The sequence below is a fragment of the Tardiphaga sp. vice154 genome, from assembly GCF_007018645.1.
In the GTDB taxonomy this organism is placed as follows: domain Bacteria; phylum Pseudomonadota; class Alphaproteobacteria; order Rhizobiales; family Xanthobacteraceae; genus Tardiphaga.
In genome coordinates this window covers 4434365-4456335 of the sequence record NZ_CP041399.1, presented here as the reverse complement: position 1 = coordinate 4456335, position 21971 = coordinate 4434365, and the positions used below count along the sequence as shown (strand labels likewise).

Below are 21971 nucleotides of genomic sequence, written 5' to 3'. Positions count from 1 at the left end.
CTTCGAGGCGCGCATGAAGTATGCGCGCGCCTCAGGATGACGGCGGTGGTGGGGTAACTTCTGAACTCAGTTCGCCTTCGGTGCCACCGCGGTCGGTGCCACGGCGGCCTGCGGGGCGCGGCCGACGACGACGGTGAGCAGGCCGTCGCCCCAGATATTCTTCGCTGCGGCCTTCGCCTGGTCGAGCGTAACGGCATCGACCACGGCGTTGCGCTTCTCGATGTAGTCGATCGGCTGCTTGTCGATCTGGTACTGCAGCAGCGCGGTGGCCAGCTTCGAGGAAGAGTCCAGCGCCAGCATCTGCGAGCCCTTGAGATAGGATTTGGCCTCGTCGAGCTCGATCTGCGTGGGGCCTTCCTCGGCCATCCGCTTGACTTCCGAAGCGACGGTGTCGACGGTTTCGGTGGCGCGGTCGGCGCGGGTTGCCGTATTGCCGATGTAGATGCCGGAATGCTGCATCCACAGCAGCGAGCCCGACACGCCATAGGCCAGGCCGCGCTTCTCGCGCACTTCGTGATAGAGCCGCGACGACAGCGTGCCGCCGCTGAGGATGTGGTTGACGATATAGGCCGCCATGAAGTTCGGGTCGTCGCGCTTGATGCCGGGCGAGCCGAACGTCACTACCGTCTGCGGCACGTCGAGCGTGACGGACACTTTCTGCGGCGGCTTGCTCGCGACGATTTCGGGGACCGGCACCAGATCGGCCTTCGCCGGCAACCCGCCGAAGGTCTGGTCGAGCAACTTGCCGAGCGTGTCGGGATCGACGTCACCGACCACCGCGATCTTCAGCGTGTCCTTCGCGATGATGCGGCTCTTGTAGGCCTTGATGTCGTCGACGGTGATGGTCGGCACGCTTTGCAACGTGCCATTCGACGGCCGGCTGTAGGGATGGCTGCCGAACGCCACTTCGAGGAATTTGCGGCTGGCGATCGAGCTCGGATTGCTGCTCTCGCGGCGCAGATTGGATAGCACCTGGTTACGGATGCGCTCGACGTCGACGGCGTCGAAACGCGGCTGCGACAGCGACAGCCGCAACAGATCGAAGGCCTCGTCGCGGTGGTCCTTCAGCATCCGCAGCGAGCCGCGAAACGCGTCGCGCTGCGCGTTGTAGCTGAGCTCGATGGCGCGGCGCTCCAGCCGCTCGTGAAAGGTCTTGGAGTCCAGGTCGGCCGCGCCCTCGTCCATCAGGCTGGCGACCATGTTGGCGGTGCCGGGCTTGTCGGCCGGGTCCTGCGCCGCGCCGCCGCCGAAGGCATATTCCATCGCGATCAGGGGCACGGTGGCGTCCTGCACGAACCACGCCTCGATGCCGCCCGGCGACACCAGGCGCTGGATCTTGGCCGCGGCAAGCGAGGGGGCGGCGGTGAGGCCGGCGAAGGCGACCGTGGTGACGAAAGCTAGCGCCGCGCGGCGGGTGAGGCGGATCATGTTCACGAGCGCTTCTCCTCGCGCTTCGGCGCGGTGTCCTTGATCAGATAGCCGGTGACCGAACGTTTCTTGTCGAGCCATTTTTGCGCGGCATCGCGGACCTGTGCGGCGGTCACCGCCTTAACGCGGTCCGGCCAGCTGCGGATGTCCTCGACGGACAGCCCGGTGGTGAGCGCCGCGCCATACCAGCGCGCCAGCGTGGCCTGGTTGTCCTGCGCGTAGATCGCCTCGGCCACCAGCTGGGTCTTGACGCGTTCGAGGTCGGCGGCAGGCACCGCGTTGGTGGCGACCTCACCGATCACGGCATCGATCGTCTTTTCGATGTCGGCGAATTCGACGCCGGGGCGCGGGGTCGCCGAGATCATGAACTGCGAGTTATCGAGTGCGGTGCCCTGATAGCCGGCGCCGGCATTGATCGCGAGCGGCTTGTCGATCACCAGCGCGCGGTACAGGTACGAATTGCTGCCGCCGCCGATCAACTGGGCGAGCACGTCAAGCGCGGGGCTTTCGCCGGCCGCGGCAGTGGTGGCGGACGGCACCAGGTAATAGCGGCGCAGGCTGTTCTGCTCGACGCGGGGATCGGCCAGCGTCACGGTGCGCGGACCGGCGGGCTCCGGCTCCTTCGGGCGGATGCGCGGCGCGCCGATCGCCGGCTGTGCCGGAATCGCGCCATAGGTGCGCTCGATGGTCGGCCGGATCTCGGTGGCGTCGACGTCGCCGGCGATCACCAAAGTGGCGTTGTTCGGGGCGTAGAAGCGCTTGTAGAAGGCCAGCGCGTCCTCGCGGTCCAGCTTCTCGATCTCGGAGTGCCAGCCGATCACTGGGCGACCGTAGGGATGGTTGAGATACAGCGCCGCCATGATCTGCTCGGACAGACGCGCGTCCGGGCTGTTGGCGACGCGCATGTTGTATTCTTCCAGCACGACGTCGCGCTCCGGCAGCACGTTCTCGTCCTTGAGCACGAGGCCGGTCATGCGGTCGGCCTCGAACTCCATGATCGTGGCGAGCTTGTCGCGCGGCACGCGCTGGAAGTAGCCGGTATAGTCGGTGGAGGTGAAGGCGTTCTCGTTGCCGCCGATCCGCAGCACGGTCTGCGAGAATTCGCCGACCGGGTGTTTGGCGGTGCCCTTGAACATCAGATGTTCGAGGAAATGCGCGAGGCCGGATTTGCCTGGGGTCTCGTCGGCCGAGCCGACCTTGTACCAGACCATCTGCGTGACCACGGGGGTGCGGTGGTCGGGGATCACCACGACCCGCATCCCGTTGCCCAGCGTGAAGGTGGCAGGCGGCGGCGCGGTGATGGTCTGCGCGCCGGCGGGCGCGAGGGTGAACAGAAGCGCCAGCGCCGCGGCGGAGCGCACGGCCAATCGGGATGTGGGGGTCATGACGGGGCTAATGGCTCCTCGGCAGCAGAGAAATGTCGGCCAACCCTTTTCAGGTGTTGGCCGATCACGGGCAATTCAAGGGGTACGGAACGAACAGTCACGCCGTAGCGGCGCCCGATAGGCTCACGGCTGCGGCTTGTCGCTCATGATGTTGCGTTCGGACGCATTGCGCAGGACTTCCTTCGGCCCGGTGCCATAGGCGTAGCCGGAGGCCGGCGTCTGATAGCCGACCGGCGGCTGGGTCAGCGACTCGCGCGTCGGCTCGCCCTTGAATTCGGCGGTCTCGCCCTTGTTGCTGCTGCCGAACAGGTTCTTGAACAGCCCGCCGGAATAGCCGAGCTGCGAGGGGCTCAACACGATGTTCTTGTTGGGATCGCCGGGAATGGAGCTTTCGGAAACGGTGGGCCTGGAGCGCTGCAGCTCCATTTCCTTCGGGGTCAACGAGCGGGGGTAATCGCGCGGGTCGCCCTTCGGGGCCAGACGGGCCTGGCGCGCGGCGTTGCGCTGCTGGACGTCGGGGTCCTTCGGCCAGTTCGGCACGTTGGCGGGGGTGGCATCCGGCGGCGGCAGCGTGATCTTGGGCGGTACCACCAGCGGCGAGCGCTCGCGGTAGTCGATGCCCTGGTTTTCCATGTTGGTGCCGCCAAGGCCCGACATGATGTTCTTGATAACCTTGTCTTCGAACGACGAGTCGTCTTCCTCGTCCGCGGCGCGGGCGACGCCGGCCGACATCACCAGGCCGATACCGAGCATCGCGACCGCCAGCCGCAGGTTGCGCTTCAGTCCGTTGGAAGGGTGCACCAATGAGACGCTCGTGTTGGTCTCGCGCATCGGGTTCATCCTGTTCAAATGTCTCGCGGATCGCCGTTTCCGGCGCAGTCCGCTCGCTTCGCCCTTGGGGTTCGTATCGGCCGTGATCAGGGCGCTTTTGCGGCGGGGACGTTGAAGAAGGAGTCATACAGCAGGGCGCCAACCCCGGCAACGATGGCGACATCGGCGAGGTTGAACACGTACCAGTTGTAGGTCTTGCCGGCGATTTCGACGTGCAGCAGGGCGAAATCGACCACCGCACCCCACGCAAAGCGGTCGATCGCATTGCCGATCGCGCCGCCGATGATCAGCCCGAGCGCGACGGTGGCCAGTTTGGTCTGCGACTTGGCCATCCAGACCGCCAGCGCCACCACCGCGAGCGCCTTGACGGCAATCAGCACCGCCTGGCCGGTGGGGCCGGAATCGGAAAACCAGCCATAGGAGATGCCGGTATTCCAGGCCAGCACCAGGTCGAAGAACGGCGTCACCGCCACCGCGCCGCGGCGGGAAATGTCGAACACATACAAGAGCCAGAGCTTCGACGCCTGATCGAGCACCAGGGTGGCGAGCGCGGCCAGGATGCCGGTGCGAAGGGCAGGGGAGGTCGTCATGCCGCCGCCCGCCCACAACGCCGTGTCGTCCCCGCTAAAGCGGCGACCCATACACGCTGTCGAAACAATCCGGGCGAAAAAGACATGGCGAACCCTGAGCCCGAACCGGGAGGACGGAGGCTATGGATCCCCGCTTTCGCGGGGACGACGATGAACTTGGCGGGCGGCGACGATCGCTAGCCGACGCCCAGTTTCTTCCATTCGCGCAACGCCGCAGCATCCCGCGGGGTGACGTCGGGATATTCCTTGTCCTCGCCCACCGTAGGCAGGATCTTCCAGGACCGCGCGCATTTGGTGCCGATGGCCTTCTCGACCACGACCGCGACGCCTGGCACGTCATGCAGCGCGAAGGCACCTTCCGGCGCGTCGTCATTGGTCATCATGGCATTCGACGTGATGAACACTTCGGCCAGATCGATATCGGCCAGCACTGCGAAGATCGCGGGATCGTTGACGTAGACCAGCGGCGAAGCTTCCAGCGAGGAACCGATCCGCTTGGCGGCGCGCTCGACTTCCAGCGCCCCGGTGACGACACGGCGGACGTCGCGGATCGAGGCCCACTTCACGGCGAGTTCGTCGTTGCGATAGGCGCCAATCCCTTCCGGAAACTCGGTGAGATGCACGGAGGGCTCGGCATCCGGCCGGTACATCCGCCAGGCTTCTTCCGCGGTGAAGGACAGGATCGGCGCCAGCCATTTCAGGATCGCATTGCACAGCAGGTCGATGGTGGTGAGTGCGGCCTTGCGCGCCAGCGACGACGGCGCGTCGCAATACAGCGTGTCCTTGCGGATGTCGAAATAGAACGCCGACAGTTCGGTGTTCATGAAGGTCGACAGCGAGGCGACCACAGTCTTGTAGTCGTAACCGGTATAGGCCTCGCGCACGACGGCGTCCTGAACCGCGAGCTGGTGCAGCATCAGCCTTTCGAGCTCCGGCATGTCGGCGAAGGCGACCGCGTCTTCCGGCTTGTAGTGGGCGAGCGTGCCGAGCATCCAGCGGATCGAGTTGCGCAGCTTGCGATAGGTCTCGATCGTGGTCTTGAGGATTTCCGGGCCGATGCGCTGGTCGTCGGCATAGTCGGTGGCGCAGACCCAGAGCCGCAAAATGTCGGCGCCGGACTGCGCGATCACCTTCTGCGGTTCGACGGTGTTGCCGACCGATTTCGACATCTTGCGGCCGTTCTCGTCGAGCGTGAAGCCGTGCGTCAGCACGACGTCGTAAGGCGCGCGGCCGCGGGTGCCGCAGCTCTCCAGCAGCGACGACTGGAACCAGCCGCGGTGCTGGTCGGAGCCTTCCAGATACATCACGGTGTCCGCGCCGCCATCGACCTTGCGGTGGATGCCGGCAAGGCCCGGGAAGTGCACGGGGTCTTCCAGCACGAAGGCATGGGTCGAGCCTGAATCGAACCAGACGTCGCAGATATCGTCGACCTTCTTCCAGGTTTCGTTCGACAGCGTGCCGAGGAAACGCTCGCGCGCGCCTTCGGCATACCACGCGTCCGCCCCTTCGGCCTCGAAGGCGTCGGCGATGCGCTTGTTGACGGCGGCATCATTCAGCAGCTCGGCGGAGCCGTCGCCCTTCTCGCGCACGAACACCGCGATCGGCACGCCCCAGGCGCGCTGCCGCGAGATCACCCAGTCGGGCTTGGTGTTGATCATGCCGTTGATACGGTTCTGGCCCATCGGCGGCACCCACTGCGTGGCCTTGATGGCCTCGCGTGCGCGATGGCGCAGCGTGTCAGCGGGCTTGGCGACGCCGTCGTCGCGGATGTCCTTGTCCATCGCGATGAACCACTGCGGCGTGTTGCGATAGATGATCGGCTTCTTGGAGCGCCAGGAATGCGGATACTGGTGCTTGAGGCGCGAGCGCGCCAGCAGCATGCCGGCGGCCATCAGAGCCTTGATGACGGCCTCGTTGGCGCCGCCCTTCTCGCCCTTGTCGTTGATGACGCGCTCGCCGACGAAGCCCGGCGCCTGCTCGGTGAGCGCGCCGTTTTCATCCACCGTGTAGGGGATCACCGACGAGATGCCGCGCGCCTCGAGCTGGCGGCCGTTCGCCATCCAGGCCTCGAAATCCTCGCGGCCGTGGCCCGGCGCGGTGTGCACGAAGCCGGTACCGGTATCGTCGGTGACATGGTCGCCTTCGATCAGCGGCACGGTGAATTCATAGCCGCCACTGAGGCCGGCCAGCGGATGGCGGCATTCCAGCGCGTCGAGGATGCCGGCGTCGACATCGCCGCTCTTTTCATAGGCGGTAACGCGGGCCTGCTTGAACACGCTCTCGGCCAGCGCATCGGCGAGGATCAGCAGTTCGCCGGGCTTCACCCAGTTGTCTTCCGGCGCGTCGGTGACCTTGTAGAGGCCGTAGGAAATCTTGTTGGAGAACGAGATCGCGCGGTTGCCTGGCAGCGTCCACGGCGTGGTGGTCCAGATCACCACGGATGCTTTCGCCAGCCGGCCGAACTCGGCCTTGACCGGAAACTTCACCCACACCGTATCGCTCGTGTAGTCCTCGTACTCCACTTCGGCTTCGGCCAGCGCGGTCTTTTCCACCACGCTCCACATCACCGGCTTGGAGCCGCGGTACAGCGTGCCGTTAGCGGCGAACTTCATCAGTTCGCGGGCAATCTGCGCCTCCGCGAAGAAGTCCATGGTGGCGTAGCGGCCGTCCCAGTCTCCGACGATGCCGAGCCGCTTGAATTCGCTGCGCTGCACGTCGAGCCAGCGGCCGGCATAGGCGCGGCATTCCTGGCGGAATGCGACCATCGCGGCAGAATCCTTGAAGTCCGGCTTCGGCTTGCCCTTCGAGCGGTAGTTCTCCTCCTCGATCTTCCATTCGATCGGCAGGCCGTGGCAGTCCCAGCCCGGCACGTAATTAGAGTCGAAGCCGAGCATCTGCTGGCTCTTGGTGACGACGTCCTTGAGGATCTTGTTGAGCGCGTGCCCGATATGGATGTTGCCATTGGCGTAGGGCGGGCCGTCATGCAGCACGAATTTCGGCTTGCCCTTCGATTGCTTGCGCAGGGTGCCGTAGAGGTCGATCTCCTGCCAGCGCTCCAGCAGCTTCGGCTCGGCCTGCGGCAGGCCGGCGCGCATCGGAAACTCGGTCTGCGGCAAATAAAGCGTGCTGGAATAATCGTGGGCGTCGGACTTCGGTGCGTCGGATTTGGCGGGCTTGTCGGACATGAAAGGCTCTGGCTCGGCTGAAAAAGCGAGGAAACGCGCAAGATGCGCGGCGAACGGCAACGGTCCCGGTCTTGCGCCGAGCAAAGCTCAGGCGGAAGCCGGGCCGATAATGCGAGATATGGGCCGCCGTGCGAACATCGGCCCTCAATAGCAGCCGGATGGCGAAGCGCAAAGCCCTGTAGGCTCCGGCCGGCTGCGCTAGCCTGGGGGGCCCAGCTTCGGAAACGCCTCCGGCGCTGCGGCAAGGGCGGCGCGGGCGCGGGCGCTGTCGTCGTCCATCTGCCGGATCAAGGGCTCGATGCCGTCGAATTTCAACTCGCCGCGGAGAAAGGCGATGAAGGCGATGTCGAGCGTCTGGCCGTACAGGTCGCCTGCAAAATCGAACAGGAACACTTCCAGCAGCGGCGCGCCGTTGTCGAAGGTCGGGCGGCGGCCGAAGCTGGCCACCGCGTCGAAACGCTCGGCGCCGCGGCCGACCCGCACGGCATAGACGCCATGCCTGAGGCCGCAACTGTCGGGCAGGCGAATATTGGCGGTTGGGTAGCCGAGATCGCGGCCGAGCTTGCGGCCATGGATCACCTCGCCGGTGACGAACCACGGGCCGTCGAGCATGTTGGTGGCCTGGTCGATCTGACCCTCGGCCAGCGCCGCCCGGATCGCGCTGGAGGACACCGGGCGATCGGCAAAATCGACATGCGGCTGCACATCGACCTCGATGCCCAGTCGCGGCGCCTCGGCGACCAGCAGGCTGGGCGAGCCGATGCGGCCCTTGCCGAAATGGAAGTCGTAACCGACGGCAATGCCGCAGATGCCCAGCCGTTCGATCAGGTCATGGTGAATGAAATCCTGCGCCGGGGTGCCGGCGCGGCCCTGGTCGAAGGTCATGACGACGGCGCCGGCGAGCCCCGTCCCTGCCAGCAGCCGCAATTTGCCGGTCTCGTCGGTGAGCCGGAACTGCGGCGTATTCGGGCTGAAATAGCTGCGCGGATGCGGCTCGAACGTCACCGCCATCGCCGTGGTGCCCCGCAGCTTCGCCATGTCCAGCGCGGCCTGGATCACGGCGCGATGGCCGAGATGCACGCCATCGAAGTTGCCCATGGCGACCACGGTCCCGCGTGGAATGTCGGACAAGGGTGTGGAGTCGCGGATAACGGCAAAGCCAGGCGGCATGGGATGGATTCGCTTATGATCTGGAAACGGCGGGGCGGGCACGGGACGGTGGCGCGACGGCGGCGGCGAAGTCAAGCCGCCGGACACCGACACCTCCGCCGGACCGGTTACAGGCAACGTCAAAGGAGAGTTTTATGTCGATGTAACAGGGCCTTGCTTCAATTCAGCGAAACATTCGAGAGAACTGTTAAGGCGTTATTAACCACGCTTTGAGCGGTGCGGATCGATCGATCAATCCAATGGTTCTGGCGCTATGAGCGAAGCGCTAACCATCCTTGTCGAACAGGTTGAGGCGGTCGAGGAGGTCGTAAGCCCCCCGCGCAGCCCGGCGTCGCAACGCGATTCTCGACGCGTAAATGGCCCGTGAGGTCTATCGCAGGCGTCCGCCGCCGCGTCCGACCCGGCTGGATATGAACGCCTAGATCCCGAAACGGCCGCCATTGGGTACCCGACTGCGCGCCAAAGCGCTCTTCGGTGTCTCCGCACCATCGTAACTGCAACAATGAAATCAATATCTTCCGGATTAACGGGCTGTTTAATCGCAGCTGCTAATTCTGCAGACGGGCCGCAGCCAGCACGTTTGGCAGATGCTGCGCCCGGGCAAATTTGCTACCGGCAAATGTCCAGTCCATGCACGTGTCGGTTTCAGGGGGAATGAAGATGGCGGTTGATTTGTCGATGACGGTGCTGGTGGTGGATGACTACAACACCATGATCCGTATCATTCGCAATCTTCTCAAGCAGCTCGGTTTCGAGCACATTGATGATGCTGCCGATGGTTCGGCGGCGCTGGAGAAGATGCGTACAAAGAAATATGGTCTGGTGATCTCGGACTGGAACATGGAGCCGATGACCGGCTACGACCTGCTCAAGGAAGTGCGCGCCGACGCCAACCTGTCGCAGACCCCGTTCATCATGATCACGGCCGAATCCAAGACCGAGAACGTGATTGCGGCCAAGAAGGCCGGCGTGAACAACTACATCGTCAAGCCGTTCAACGCTGCGACCTTGAAGACCAAGATCGAAGCCGTGTTCCCGGACAGCGTCCCGGCATAAGGCACTTTCTTCACCTCTCCCCGTTGGGGAGAGGTCGCAGCCGAGCGTCAGCTCGGCTTCGGGTGAGGGGCTGCCAGTGTTTCACTCGCGGGCCCCCCTCAGCCGTATCGAACGACCTTCGGTCCTTCGAGCCACCCTCTTCCCGCAGGCGGGGCGAGGGACGTAAGGCGCCGTCTGTTGCTTGTGCGCTACCACTTCAATTCGCGCATCAACGCCTTCGGCGGATGCCCGAACAGTTCCTTCACGGCCGCTTCTTCCATCTGCTCGATGCCTTCGAGCTCGCCGGCATGAATGCCGCGGGCGACGAACAGGCAATCGATGCCGTAGGCATGCGCGCCGACGAGATCCGTGCGGACGGAATCGCCGATCGCCAGCACGCGCTCCCGCGGGGTGTCTTTCCCGGTTTTCGCCTTCGCCAGCGCCATCGCGCGGTCGTAGATCGGGCGGTGCGGCTTGCCGTAGAATTCCACGTCGCCGCCGAGTTCACGGTACAGCTCGGCGATCGCGCCGGCGCAGTAGATCAGGCGGTCGCCGCGCTCGACGAGGATGTCCGGGTTGGCGCAGACCAGCGTCAGTTTTCGCGACAGCGCCTGCGTCAGCGTCTCGCGATAGTCTTCCGCGGTCTCGACCTCGTCGTCGAACGGCCCGGTGCAGACGATGTAATCGGCCTCGGCGAGCGGCGCGAATTTGGCGTCGAGGTCGCGATGGATCGAATTGTCGCGCTGCGGCCCGATCCAGTACATCGACTGGCCGAGCCGGCTTTTGATGAAATTCCGCGTCAGGTCGCCCGACGACACGATCGCGTCATAGATGTCGTCGGCGACGCCGAGCTTGCGCAGCTGGCGCTGCACGGAATCGGCCGGGCGCGGCGCGTTGGTGATCAGGATCACAGTGCCACCATTCGCGCGAAACGTGTGCAGCGCCTCGCGCGCGTCCGGGAATGACTCCAGGCCGTTATGCACGACGCCCCAGATGTCGCTGAGGATGACGTCCACGCCGGACACGAGGTCGCGCAGGCGTTCGGCGAATCGAAGTTCTGTCATAAGAGTGAAAGCCGTTCAGTTCGTGCCGGCGCGGCGGGCGAGCGCGGCACTGCCGCTTACGCGCGGCGGATCGATTTTCGGAGCGTCGCTGCGGCGGCCGGCGCCGTTGGCTCCCGCTGCTGATGACGACGCCTTGGCGGGTGGCGTCGCGGCTCCCGCAGCCGGGGCTTCCGGCCGCAGCGGACGCGGCGCCGCGAACAAAAACCCTTGCCCGAAACGGACGTCGAAGTCGAGCAGGTCGATGACCGCGCGCTCGCCCTCGATGCGCTCGGCGATCAGGTCGATGCCGAAGCGGCCCAAGAGGTCGGACAGATCGGCCGGATGAATATCGGAGCCGGCATTCTGTGCGGGGTCGAGCAGCAGCCGCGCCGGCACCTTGATGAAGCGGACGCCGCGGTCGGCGAGTTCGCGCGGCTCGATCCGCAGATCGGTGACGTGGTCGATCGAGAACCGGTAGCCGCGCTGCGCCAGAGCGGCGAGATGCTCGCTCTCGATCGGCCCGAGCGCGCGAAACGTCGCCTGCTTGAATTCCAGCACGAAGGACGAGGCCAGCGCGCGGTTGGCGTCGAGAAAATCGATGCATTGCGCGAAGCTGTCGGCGTTCGACAGCGTCGAGGCCGCGACATTGCAGAACACGCCGACCTCCTTGTTGCGCACCATCAGCCGGCGCAGCACCTGCATGCAGCGCAGCATCACGGTATGGTCGATCTGGCCCATCAGCCCGGCGGCGTCCGCGGCGGCGATGAAATCATCGGCGACGATCACCTGGTCCTTGTCGTCGCGCAGCCGGGTCACCGCCTCGTAAAAGCGCACCTTGCGCTGCGGCAGCGTCACCATCGGCTGAAGATAGATGTCGATCCGGTTGGCGTTGATCGCGCCGGTGACGGTCGCCAGCATCAAGGCGTCGTTGCGTGGTTGCGCCGGCGCCAGCGCCAGCGGGGAAACCTTTGTAACGGTGTCTTCGGCAATATCGGCGGCGAGCGGCAGATCGGGGGCCGGGGCCTGCGGCCGAAGCTGCGGCGGTACCGGGGGCGCGATGGCGGCGGTTGCGGTCACCGGGGCAGGTGACGGCCTGTCCTCCGCGGTAAGCAGGTCCTCATGGGTCGCGACCGTGGAGGCCAACTGGGTGACCAGCGCGCCGAGCTCGCCGATTTCCCCGATTACCGACTGCAGGCGGTCCGGGCCGTTATTCGTTGCAGCCACTTTGGTATCCTGCGCCATTTTGGCTTCCAGCGCCTGGAGCCGGCGGCCGAATTCGGTGACCTGGCGGGCCAGATCGACGGTGCCGCGCGACAGGTCGGCGATCTGACCGCCGGCCTCGGAGCGGTCGCGCAACCGCATCGACACCGCATTATAGAGGATCATGAAGGTCAGCGTGGCCAGAGCCACGATGGCGGATTCCGGCCCGCTGATGCCGGCCATCGCATACAGCACGGTGCCGAGCGAGGCCGAGATCAGCACCATGCAGATGGCGATGAAAATCGTCGAAATCCGGATCATGACGCGCATAGGTCCTCGGCGCCTGAAATCGAGGCGTTGGCAAGCGTAGCATTTAAGTTGATTCGGCAAGCCGGACCTACCCGGCTTGCACACCGGAAAAGGTTCAGCCCGTGGCTTTGCCGAGCGTATCGGCCATCGTCGCGCCGCGCGACCCCATCGGCAGGCCGGGGCCGACGGTGGTATCGATCGCGGTCTGGTGCTCGATTTCCGAATTCAGCTCGGCGCCGACCAGCACGATGATCGACGACATCCACATCCAGGTCATCAGGCCGATGGCGGCGCCCAGCGAACCATAGGTAGCGCTGTAATTGCCGAAATTCGACAGGTACCAGGACAGCAGCGAGGAACCCGCGATCCACAGCAGGGCTGCGACCACCGTGCCGACGCCGAGCCACTGCCAGCGCGCGCCCGGCCGGCTCGGCCCGAAGCGGTAGAGAATGCCGAGCGACAAGATCAGCAGCGCCAGCAGAAGCGGCCAGCGCACGAGGCTGACGACGACCTGGCTGTCATAGGCCAGCCCGACCCGGTCCAGCATCAGCGGCAGCGCCACGACGCCGCCGACCATCAGCATCAGCCCCGCGATGGCGCAGGTGGTGAAGGTCAGCGACAGCAGGTTGAGCTTGATGAAGCTGCGCTTTTCGCGCTCGCCATAGACCACGTTGAGGGCGTCGATCACCGCCTTGACGCCGGCATTGGCGCTCCACAGCGCCAGCGCCAGACCGAACAGGAAGGTAAAGCCGAGCCGGGTCTGGCCGTTGCCCAGCACCCGCGCGATCTGGTCCTGCACGATCTGGTACGAGCCGTCCGGCAACATATAGGCCAGCGTCCGCAGATTGTCGGAAATGGTGGCGGGATCGGCAAACAGGCCGTAGCTGGAAACCAGCGCGGTGATCGCCGGGAAGACGGCGAGCAGGCCGAAGAATACCACGCCGGCGGCGATCGCCAGCAGGCGGTCCTCATTGGTGCGCTCATAGGTCCGCCACAGGATATCCTTCCAGCCCGCCCAGGGAATCTGGAGCGGATGGGTCGAGCGCCGGCCGCGGCCGCGCTGGACCAGTTCGCGGTGGAAGGCGCGCGGCGGCGGCACCGAGGTGTCACCCACCATCGGAGCCAACTCGTTGGACGGCGCGTCCGGCGCGGCTGGAAGTCTCGCCTGCGCGGTCTGGCCCGCCAGATAGCTCTGCACTGCCCAGGCGGCGAAGGCGCCGGCCGCGAGCAGCGCCAGGTTTTCCACGTCGGGGCGTCTGGTAGCCATCAGACGGAAGCTTTCCCCGCCGGGCGCCGCGGTCGAATGCTCCGGCGCCGGGCCATCGCCCAGGCGGCCAGCGCGGCGGCCAACACCAGGCCTGCTTTGGCCTGTGTGGGCAGCGTCAGCGACGGCGAGGTCGGCCGCGGCTTGCGGGTCGAATTGCTGCCGAAGGGCGCCGCGTGGGGAGACGCCGGCTGGGAGAGCACTTCCGCCGCCGTGTTGCGCGCCTGCGCAATGGGGGTTGGCGGTTGCTTGCCGGGCGTGGCAGAGATCGCCACGCGCAGGCGGCTGCCAAGGCTGGGAAAGCGTTTGGCGGGCTGCTTCAGCCGGCTCGCGGCCAGCGCAGCGCATATGATGGCCAGCACCAGCAGGATGGCTGCCGTCGCTCCAAACGCCTGAAACAGGCCGTAACTGATCTCGATCCAGCGGAACAGGGCGGTGGCGCCGACCAGCAGCAGCGCGATGGCGAAGATGCCGGCCGCGGCGTACAGCCCGCCCGCAACCGCGTAGGAAACCGCCGTACCCTGGGTCTGCTCGACCCGGTCTCGCGCATAGGATTCGGTCGCGCGCTTGACCTGACTGATCTTGAGCGCCAGCCCGGTTCGCAACAGGGCAATCGCAAGAGGATGCATCGGGGGAGCCTCGTTCTCGACAGGCGCCATGGCTGCGCCGCAAATGGAACGACAACACGGGGGTAAGGTTCCGCGGCAGGAGGCGCCACGCCCGCACCAGGGCGCGCCGCGCCGCGTCCAGGGAACGGGTCTGGCTTGCCGCTGCGGGCCGGCGCTGGTAACCCGCGTGGATCCCGCGTGACATCCAACGAATTGCTGACGACATGGCCGACAAACCGAAGAAGCCCCAGAAACTCCGCGCCCGCCTGCCGCGCGGCCTCGGCGACCGCGGTCCGGCGGAGATCGCCGCCACGAGGCGCATGACCGAGACGATCCGCGAGGTCTATGAGCGCTACGGCTTCGAGCCGGTCGAGACCCCGACGATGGAATTCACCGACGCGCTCGGCAAATTCCTCCCCGATCAGGACCGGCCCAACGAAGGCGTGTTCTCGTTCCAGGACGATGACGAGCAGTGGATCAGCCTGCGCTACGATTTGACGGCGCCCTTGGCGCGCTACGTCGCGGAGAATTTTGACCATCTGCCGAAGCCGTATCGCAGCTACCGCGCGGGCTATGTCTATCGCAACGAAAAGCCCGGCCCCGGCCGCTTCCGCCAGTTCATGCAGTTCGACGCCGACACGGTGGGCAGCGCGTCGCCCGCCGCAGATGCTGAGATGTGCATGATGGCGGCGGACGCGATGGAGAAGCTGGGGCTGACCGGGCAGTACGTCGTCAGGGTCAACAACCGAAAGATCTTCGACGGTTTGCGCGAGCAGCTTGCTATCACTGATGATGCCCAGTGGCTCACGGTCATGCGGGCCATCGATAAGCTGGACAAGTTCTCTGTTGCCGAGATCGAGAAGTTGCTCGGTCCAGGCCGATGGGATGGTGGCGAAGAGGGCAAAGGTGATTTCACCAAAGGCGCAGGCCTGGACGGATCTCAAATCACACGCATTCTCGCTGTCACGGGGACGCCGGGAGAGCCGTCTGGCGCAGAAAGCACCGTATCGTCGAATGCCGTCACGCTTGCCAACTTCGAGAGTGCCGTTGGAGAAAGCAGCATTGGTCGCGAAGGCATCTCGGAGCTCACGCAAATCGATGCGATTGCGAGTGCATCAGGTTACGATGGACGCATCGTCATCGATCCCTCCGTGGTCCGCGGCCTCGAATACTACACTGGCCCGGTCTACGAGGTAGAACTGACTATCCCGACGGAAGACGAAAAAGGCCGCCCCGTGCGGTTCGGCTCGGTCGGTGGCGGTGGTCGTTATGACGGCCTCGTCTCGCGCTTTCGCGGTGAGCCGGTGCCGGCGACCGGGTTCTCGATCGGCGTGTCGCGGCTGCAGGCTGCGCTCACCATGCTGGGCAAGCTCGACACCACGCCGGCCGCCGGTCCCGTCGTCGTCACCGTGTTCGATAGAGCGCGCATCGCCGACTACCAGAAGATGGTCGCGACGTTGCGCAATGCCGGCATCCGCGCCGAACTCTACCTTGGCAATCCGAAGAACATGGGCAACCAGCTCAAATATGCCGACCGCCGCAACTCGCCCTGCGTCATCATCCAGGGCGGCGACGAGCAGGCCGAGGGCGTGGTGCTGCTGAAGGACCTGATCCTCGGCGCCGAGCTGTCGAAGCTGGAAGGCGACCGCGACGAATATCTCGCCAAGCAGAGCGAGGCGCAGGTCAAGGTCGCGGAAGCGGATCTCGTCGAGGGCGTGCGTAGGATCCTCGACAGACACGGCGTGAAGTGGAATTAATCCACTCGCGATAATCAACGCATTGGGAGTTTGAAATGCCTGAAGTCACCATCAGCCTGGCCGCCGGCCGCACCGAAGAAGCCAAGAAGGCGGTCATGCTCGACATCACGCATTCGATGATGAAGCATTTCGGTGTCGATGCCGAAGCCGTCGTGATCCAGATCAACGAGGCTCAGCACAACAACAAGATGAAGGGCGGCAAGACCTTCATCGAGCGCAAGGCCGAAGCCGCGAAGAAGTAGACGCACGCTCTGGCTTCCCCTCTCCCCTTGTGGGAGAGGGTGGATCGAACCGCATAGCGGTTCGAGACGGGTGAGGGGTGCCGAGGCTCCGAACCGGCGATACCCCTCATCCGACCGCGCTACGCGCGGCCACCTTCTCCCAGCTAGCGAAGCTTCGCTTCGCGCGGGGGAGAAGGAAGCAAGATCACCCGAACACCGCAATATTCTGTCGGGCGGCCATCACCGCCGTGCCGTTCGCGTTCCACACCGTCATCGCCTGGCTGGAATAGCCGTCGCCGATCTGTTCGGCGCTGGTGCGCAGCAGCCACCAGCCGTCGGTGGTCTCGATCCGGTCGGTCAACAGATCGACCGACCAGGTCATGGTGCTGATCGGCGACGGCGCGCTCGCCATCGTCGAGGCCGCCGGCGGCGGCGCGTCGGCCAGCGCCAGCAGCGCCACCAGCGGCGATGCCTTGGCTGTCGAGCGATGCCGCAGCCACAGCGTCATCTCCGGATGCTCGGCGCCGCTGAATGGCAGCGCGCCGCCGACGAAGCGGCCGTCGAAATGCTGCACGAAGCTCAGTCCCGGCGGGGCGTTGCGGAAGAAATCGCGGCAGCTCTCGGGCGCCGGCGCGTCCGGCGCCATCATGACATTGTGCGCGAACGCCGAGGCGCGCGCCGCGCCGAAACAGAACGTGGCGCGGGTGGCGAGGCCGGCCTCGCCGGTCAGATCGACGCCGACGAATACCGTCGACTTGCCCTTGCGCAGCACGCGGGGCGCCACCTGCAGCTTGCCGGTGGCCGGGCCGATGAAGGCGATCTGCGCCGAGCGCAGCGGCGGCAGACCTTCGAAGGAGGCACGCGCGCTTTGCAGGCACAGCGCGGCGGCCAGCCCGCCATAGACGGTGCGGCCCTGCAGCCAGTCGTCGCTCACGGTGACGCTGAAGCCGTCCTCGGCGGGCGTCAGGCTGTGCATCAATTCGGTGAAGTCGGTCATGGGGCCTCCGCTATATATGATAGGCGTCATCTATAGCGGATATGCGGGGGATGGGAAACATGCGTTCGGCGCGCCCCCATCTGTCGTTCCGGGATGCAGCGGACGGCGAAGCCGGCCGATGGAGACCCGGAACCCCGGAATGTTCATCGTCCCATCTCGAGATTCCCCGCCACTCCAATTGGAGTGGCTGAGGTTCGCTCGCGCTGGTGCGCTCGCGCCCCGGAATGACAGCGAGCTACTGCTTCGGCAGCAAGCCCTTGAGCTTTTCCATGTCCTTGATGTTCATGCGGAAGCCGCCGGGCATCACGATGTCGCCGGGGCGCTGGTCGGCGGCGCAGGCGCCGAGCCACTTGGCTTCCAGCATCACCGTGCTGTCGGCCGGCACGCCGGCGGCGACCGGCTTGTCGCTGCTCGAAATCACCTTCATCGCATAGCCGACATTGAAGTCGCCGGTGATCTCGCTATGCGAGGTCAGCGTCGCGCCACCGAAGCTGCAGACGGAATCGGTCACATAGCCGGTAGCGGTCTGCGTGGTGTCGTTCTTGCTACAGTTCTGCTTGGCCATCGGCGAAAAATTCGCCGTCATCTGCTTGTCGGTGGCCTCGTCGGTGCAGTGCTGCATCGTGACTTCGGGTGTCGTGCCGCCGGGGCGGAGCATCTTCAGCTCCCACAGCCCGGCCTTGCGGGTCGGCAGCTCGACGGACTGGGCCGCCGTCGCAGCGGTGCACAGCGCGGCGATACTCAACACGGTCAGTCGCATCATGCTCCGCTCTCCCGGTGCAGATGAGGCGCTCAGCTGGCCTCGAAGCTTCAGTAGCGGACGCGCAACGGCCGGTCCGACGAACCGTACGGCACCCAGCGGCAGGCAAACGAAACGTAGCCGCCATAGGTGTTCTGCGCGCCGAGGAATTTGACCACCTTGCCGTATTGCGCACAATGGTCGACCGCAAGCTGACGGACATCGGTCTGGCTGACCAGCTGGGTGCTGATGATGCCGCCGGTGTCGTTGCCCTTGAACGTGGGAACCGTGTCGGCGTTCGCTGTGCCCGCCAGCAGTGTCAGTATTGCCAGTACCATCGCTGGCCGAATCATGAACATCGTCATCTCCATCGTTGGTCGCACCTTAGAGGGCTATGGCGACGCTGAAAAGAACGGGCAGCGCCCATGACAGAGTTGTGCTCCGGGTGTTGCCGCGGCGCACTTGACCCCGCGCAGCCTTCGCGGCACCGTTGGGAACATCACAACAGCCGGCGGATTCCCCATGCGCGACCTCATTTCATCCTGGAAGAAAGCCGGAAGGAAAGCCGTTTTGGCGGCGATCGCCGGTGCCGTGTTCGGGCTGCTGGCCCTGGCGCCGGGCGCGCAGGCCGCCAATCCGCTGGAGCTGAACTTCTGGCTGTCCGGCCCGAAATATGACGGACGCGTCGCTGATTGCGCGGCGGCGCTGCAGACCATCTCGTCGCAGTTCCAGGAGAAGGAAAGCACCTTCTGGAATTCGGCCCTTGTGATCACCGGCTATGACCGCGTCCACGAGACCGCCTTCCGCCCCTGGGCATCCAACAACATCCCGCGTCGCTATTGCACCGCACATGCAATGCTGAACGACGGCAAGGCGCGTCAGGTCAACTACTCGATCATCGAGGATGGCGGCTTCGCCGGCTTTGGCCAGGGCGTCGAATGGTGTGTCGTCGGCCTTGATCGCGACTGGGCCTACAATCCCTCCTGCCGCGCGGCCAGGAAATAAGCTCGCGCAGACGGTTCTTGAATTGAAGCGGGGGCCTGACTAGGCTCGCGCCATTCAGGGGGCGGGGCGTCATGTCATATCTATTGCGAATCACGCTGGCCGTCGGGCTGGTGTGGGCGACATTGCTGGGCATGGCCCAGGCGCAAGACCGCCGGCAGAGCGCGCCCGGCGAATTCGATTTCTACGTGCTGGCGCTATCGTGGTCGCCGTCGTTTTGCGAGGCGGCACAGGAGCGCAACAACGGCGGACGCTCGCAGCAGATGCAGTGCGGCGGCCGGCCCTACGCTTTCGTGGTGCACGGGCTGTGGCCGCAATATGAGCGCGGCTTCCCGGATTACTGCCAGCGCCCGTCGCCGCGGCTCGACCGCAACATCATGACCTCGATGCTTGACCTGATGCCGGCGCCGGGTCTGATCTTCAACGAATGGGACAAGCACGGCACCTGTTCGGGCTTAAGCGCGCGGGGCTATTTCGAGGCCGTCCGCAAGGCGCGGGCCGGCATCAAGATCCCCGAGGAATATCTCGACCTCGCCAGCGTCAAGACGGTCTCACCGGCGGCGATCGAGGAGGCCTTCATCAAGGTCAATCCGGGGCTCAGCCAGTCGGCGATCGCGGTCACCTGCGATCGCACGAGGCTCAGCGAGGTCCGGATCTGCCTGAGCAAGGACCTCCAGTTCCGCGCCTGCGAGGAAATCGACCGCCGCGCCTGCCGCCGGGACCAGGTCGTGATGCCGCCCATGCGCGGCGGGTAGTTTTTTTACCTCTCCCCGTTGGGGAGAGGTCGACCGGGCGAAGCCCGGGCGGGTGAGGGGGCTGGGCTGGGAGTGTGGGGCTCCCCCTCACCCGAACCCTCGCTGGCGCGAGGCTCCGACCTCTCCCCGCTGGGGAGAGGTGAAGCAAGCCGCCCTTTGCTCGGTCCCCCGCATAGCGTATGGCTTCGGCCATGAATTATCGCCACGCCTTTCACGCCGGTAACTTTGCCGACGTCATCAAGCACATCGTGCTGGTCCGCATTCTCATGCATCTGCGCGAGAAGGAGGCGCCGTTCCGCGTCATCGACAGCCATGCCGGCGCCGGGGTCTATGACCTGCATGGCGACGAGGCGACGCGCACCGGGGAATGGACCACCGGCATCGCGCGCGCGATGCAGGCGCGCTTCACCGAATCCACCGTGCCGCTGGTCGAGCCCTATCTCGAGATCGTGCGCGCCTTCAACAAGCCGCGCGAGCTGAAGGTCTATCCCGGCTCGCCATTGATCGCCCGCCGGCTGATGCGGCCGCAGGACCGCATGGTCGCCTGCGAACTGGAGCCGACGGCGCGAAAGCATCTGATCTCGGCGCTGCGCCGCGACAAGCAGGCCCGCGTCGTCGACATCGACGGCTGGGTCGGGCTGCCCGCCTTCGTGCCGCCGAACGAGCGTCGCGGCCTGGTGTTGATCGATCCGCCGTTCGAGAAGAAGGACGAGTTCGAGCGGATGGCTTACGGCTTCGACGAGGCCTTTGCCAAATGGGCGACCGGCATTTTCGTGATGTGGTACCCGGTGAAAAGCCGCCGTGCCACCGACACGCTGGCGCAGCATGTCGCCGCGACGGCCGCCGCCGCCCCAACCCCGGGCAAGGTGCTGCGGCTCGAATTCAGCGTCGCGCCGCAGGAGGCGGACGGCGGTCTGACCTCGGCCGGCCTGCTGATCGTCAACCCGCCATGGAAACTGATGGCCGAGCTGAAGGCGATCCTGCCCGAGCTGGAGAAGCCGCTCGGCCTAGGTGGCGCCGGGCGCTTCCGGCTCGAGACGGTCAAACCGTAAGTACGCTTCTGAACCATCCAGTAGCTAACTACCAAACGTCGCACGCCAAAGCTGTATTTCCCGTAGGCAATCCGCGGGGAACCGTATTATGCTGCCTCGATTGGGACTGGCTTTACGTTCCGCTTCCGCGAATGGGGGCGGCGGAGTGACAAGGCCTCGATGCATGAAATGGCGCGGAAACAAGCGCCCGTCGAACAAGGCCAAGCTTTCCGACGACAGTGAATGTCCGGTCGGTCGCGGCGCGTGAGCGCTGCGGGGGAGCAGTGCGGGGAGAGGAGTTTCCCGATGGCCATGACGGGTACGATCAAATTTTTCAACGGCGAGCGCGGCTACGGCTTCATCAAGCCGGACGACGGCGGACGCGATGTGTTCGTGCACATCACCGCAGTCGAACGCGCCGGCCTGAAGGACCTGAACGAGGGCCAGCGCATCACCTTCGAAGTCGAGCCCGACAAGAAGGGCAAGGGGCCGAAGGCGGTCAATCTGGTGGTGATGGCGTGAGGCGTGCGTAGCCCGGATGGAGCGAAGCGCAATCCGGGAATCTTTGCATCATCGAAGCGCCGGCCCCGGATTGTCATCCGGGCTACAGACGACAAAAATCCCGGCCGCGTGAACGGCCGGGAGGTTGTTGCCGTGTCGTCTCTTGGTTGGATTAGAAGTGGTAGTTCACGCCGAGGCGGACGGTGCCGAAGTCGAGGCCGTTCCGTGCGCTGGTGAGCGTGTAGTCGTTGGCGGACAGGTTGACGTAGAGATACTCGATCTTCGCGGTCCAGTTCTGGTAGATGCCGACTTCGGCACCGACGCCGACGGCGTAGCCGGCCGACGTCTTCGACTGCTGCAGACCGGTGATGAGCGATTCCGTCTCCAGGCTGCCGAAGGCGAGGCCGCCGGTGCCGTAGATCAGCACGTTGTTGAAGGCATAGCCGATACGGCCGCGCACGGTGCCGAACCACGGGTTCGAGAACTTGTAATTGGCGAAGCGGTCATCCGCGGTGGAGCCCTGCATGTCGCCTTCGATACCGAACACCACGTTGCCGCTCTGCCAGTTGTAGCCGCCGGTCACGCCGCCGACGAAACCGGACGGCTTGGCGCCGGAATTGGAAACGTTGCCCCATTCGTAGCCGAGCGTGCCGCCGAGATAGGGGCCGGCCCAGCTATAGCCATTGAGCGGCTGGTTCACGGTGTAGGGCTGGCGCGAACGATAGGGCAGATCCGCCGCCTCGGCCGAAACCACACCCGCCAGAAGAACGGCGACTGCCGCGAACGCACACTTGCTCATCTCAAACTCTCCAAAAACGCTGTACTGCCGCAACCCGGACCTGTTTCGAACGAAGCCTTAGGGTTACGGAATTCGATCTTTTCTTGAGACGATTTGTGGGAGTTTTGAATTAAGCAAATCT

At 65.2% G+C, this 21971-nt stretch carries 21 protein-coding genes; 7 read left to right on the top strand and 14 right to left on the bottom strand.

Annotated elements, in window-relative coordinates:
- Positions 1-66: 66 nt before the first annotated feature.
- The 6 genes from FIU28_RS20880 to FIU28_RS20855 form a co-directional block, all read right to left on the bottom strand.
- Positions 67-1428 (bottom strand): M16 family metallopeptidase, encoded by a 1362-nt coding sequence (locus tag FIU28_RS20880; RefSeq protein WP_246661027.1) that lies wholly within the window; start codon positions 1426-1428, stop codon positions 67-69.
- Between the two features lie 2 nt (positions 1429-1430).
- Entirely contained in the window at positions 1431-2813 is a 1383-nt protein-coding gene (locus tag FIU28_RS20875) for a M16 family metallopeptidase (protein ID WP_143575046.1), read from the bottom strand.
- A 123-nt stretch (positions 2814-2936) separates the two neighbouring features.
- Positions 2937-3644, bottom strand: coding sequence for a hypothetical protein (locus tag FIU28_RS20870; protein WP_143575045.1), 708 nt, complete (start codon positions 3642-3644; stop codon positions 2937-2939).
- 86 nt (positions 3645-3730) lie between these two features.
- Positions 3731-4234 (bottom strand): signal peptidase II, encoded by a 504-nt coding sequence (gene lspA / locus FIU28_RS20865; RefSeq protein WP_246660756.1) that lies wholly within the window; start codon positions 4232-4234, stop codon positions 3731-3733.
- 176 nt (positions 4235-4410) lie between these two features.
- The gene (ileS, locus tag FIU28_RS20860; protein WP_143575043.1) at positions 4411-7419 is read right to left on the bottom strand and encodes an isoleucine--tRNA ligase; all 3009 of its coding nucleotides are present in this window, start codon (positions 7417-7419) and stop codon (positions 4411-4413) included.
- A 198-nt stretch (positions 7420-7617) separates the two neighbouring features.
- Complete coding sequence (locus FIU28_RS20855) at positions 7618-8589, bottom strand: bifunctional riboflavin kinase/FAD synthetase (RefSeq protein WP_143575042.1); 972 nt, start codon at positions 8587-8589, stop codon at positions 7618-7620.
- Between the two features lie 660 nt (positions 8590-9249).
- Here FIU28_RS20855 and FIU28_RS20850 point away from each other — a divergent pair.
- Positions 9250-9645: a response regulator gene (locus FIU28_RS20850; protein WP_143575041.1), complete on the top strand. Its 396-nt coding sequence runs from the start codon at positions 9250-9252 to the stop codon at positions 9643-9645.
- 188 nt (positions 9646-9833) lie between these two features.
- Here the strand turns inward: FIU28_RS20850 and FIU28_RS20845 are convergent, their stop codons facing one another.
- The 4 genes from FIU28_RS20845 to FIU28_RS20830 form a co-directional block, all read right to left on the bottom strand.
- On the bottom strand, positions 9834-10688 hold the full coding sequence (locus FIU28_RS20845) for a TIGR01459 family HAD-type hydrolase (protein ID WP_143575040.1): 855 nt from the start codon (positions 10686-10688) through the stop codon (positions 9834-9836).
- A gap of 15 nt (positions 10689-10703) precedes the next feature.
- Entirely contained in the window at positions 10704-12188 is a 1485-nt protein-coding gene (locus tag FIU28_RS20840; protein ID WP_143575039.1) for an EAL domain-containing protein, read from the bottom strand.
- A gap of 103 nt (positions 12189-12291) precedes the next feature.
- On the bottom strand, positions 12292-13443 hold the full coding sequence (locus FIU28_RS20835) for a YihY/virulence factor BrkB family protein (RefSeq protein ID WP_143575038.1): 1152 nt from the start codon (positions 13441-13443) through the stop codon (positions 12292-12294).
- Entirely contained in the window at positions 13443-14069 is a 627-nt protein-coding gene (locus tag FIU28_RS20830) for a phage holin family protein (protein ID WP_143575037.1), read from the bottom strand. The genes FIU28_RS20835 and FIU28_RS20830 overlap by 1 nt, the downstream gene beginning before the upstream one ends.
- Positions 14070-14272: 203 nt before the next feature.
- Here FIU28_RS20830 and hisS point away from each other — a divergent pair, with 203 nt between their 5' ends.
- Together hisS and FIU28_RS20820 are read left to right on the top strand one after the other, a co-directional pair.
- The gene (gene hisS, locus FIU28_RS20825) at positions 14273-15805 is read left to right on the top strand and encodes a histidine--tRNA ligase (protein ID WP_143575036.1); all 1533 of its coding nucleotides are present in this window, start codon (positions 14273-14275) and stop codon (positions 15803-15805) included.
- Positions 15806-15840: 35 nt separating this feature from the next.
- Positions 15841-16047 (top strand): tautomerase family protein, encoded by a 207-nt coding sequence (locus FIU28_RS20820; protein WP_143575035.1) that lies wholly within the window; start codon positions 15841-15843, stop codon positions 16045-16047.
- Positions 16048-16231: 184 nt separating this feature from the next.
- On the opposite strand, the gene FIU28_RS20815 is transcribed toward FIU28_RS20820, so the two are convergent.
- The 3 genes from FIU28_RS20815 to FIU28_RS20805 all read right to left on the bottom strand — a co-directional run bounded on the left by FIU28_RS20815 (position 16232) and on the right by FIU28_RS20805 (position 18121).
- A complete protein-coding gene (locus FIU28_RS20815; RefSeq protein WP_143575034.1) occupies positions 16232-17023 on the bottom strand; it encodes a thioesterase family protein in 792 nt (263 codons plus the stop codon).
- Positions 17024-17258: 235 nt separating this feature from the next.
- Positions 17259-17786: a DUF3617 domain-containing protein gene (locus FIU28_RS20810; RefSeq protein WP_143575033.1), complete on the bottom strand. Its 528-nt coding sequence runs from the start codon at positions 17784-17786 to the stop codon at positions 17259-17261.
- A 47-nt stretch (positions 17787-17833) separates the two neighbouring features.
- Positions 17834-18121: a hypothetical protein gene (locus tag FIU28_RS20805; RefSeq protein ID WP_143575032.1), complete on the bottom strand. Its 288-nt coding sequence runs from the start codon at positions 18119-18121 to the stop codon at positions 17834-17836.
- Positions 18122-18284: 163 nt separating this feature from the next.
- Between FIU28_RS20805 and FIU28_RS20800 the strand changes: the two genes are divergently transcribed.
- The 4 genes from FIU28_RS20800 (at position 18285) to FIU28_RS20785 (ending at position 21072) form a co-directional block, all read left to right on the top strand.
- The gene (locus FIU28_RS20800; RefSeq protein ID WP_143575031.1) at positions 18285-18767 is read left to right on the top strand and encodes a hypothetical protein; all 483 of its coding nucleotides are present in this window, start codon (positions 18285-18287) and stop codon (positions 18765-18767) included.
- A 71-nt stretch (positions 18768-18838) separates the two neighbouring features.
- Positions 18839-19519, top strand: a complete 681-nt coding sequence (locus FIU28_RS20795; protein ID WP_143575030.1) for a ribonuclease T2 family protein — start codon at positions 18839-18841, stop codon at positions 19517-19519.
- 191 nt (positions 19520-19710) lie between these two features.
- Complete coding sequence (locus tag FIU28_RS20790) at positions 19711-20571, top strand: 23S rRNA (adenine(2030)-N(6))-methyltransferase RlmJ (protein ID WP_143575029.1); 861 nt, start codon at positions 19711-19713, stop codon at positions 20569-20571.
- A 285-nt stretch (positions 20572-20856) separates the two neighbouring features.
- Complete coding sequence (locus FIU28_RS20785; protein ID WP_143575028.1) at positions 20857-21072, top strand: cold-shock protein; 216 nt, start codon at positions 20857-20859, stop codon at positions 21070-21072.
- Between the two features lie 151 nt (positions 21073-21223).
- On the opposite strand, the gene FIU28_RS20780 is transcribed toward FIU28_RS20785, so the two are convergent.
- A complete protein-coding gene (locus FIU28_RS20780) occupies positions 21224-21850 on the bottom strand; it encodes an outer membrane protein (RefSeq protein ID WP_143575027.1) in 627 nt (208 codons plus the stop codon).
- Positions 21851-21971: the final 121 nt, after the last annotated feature.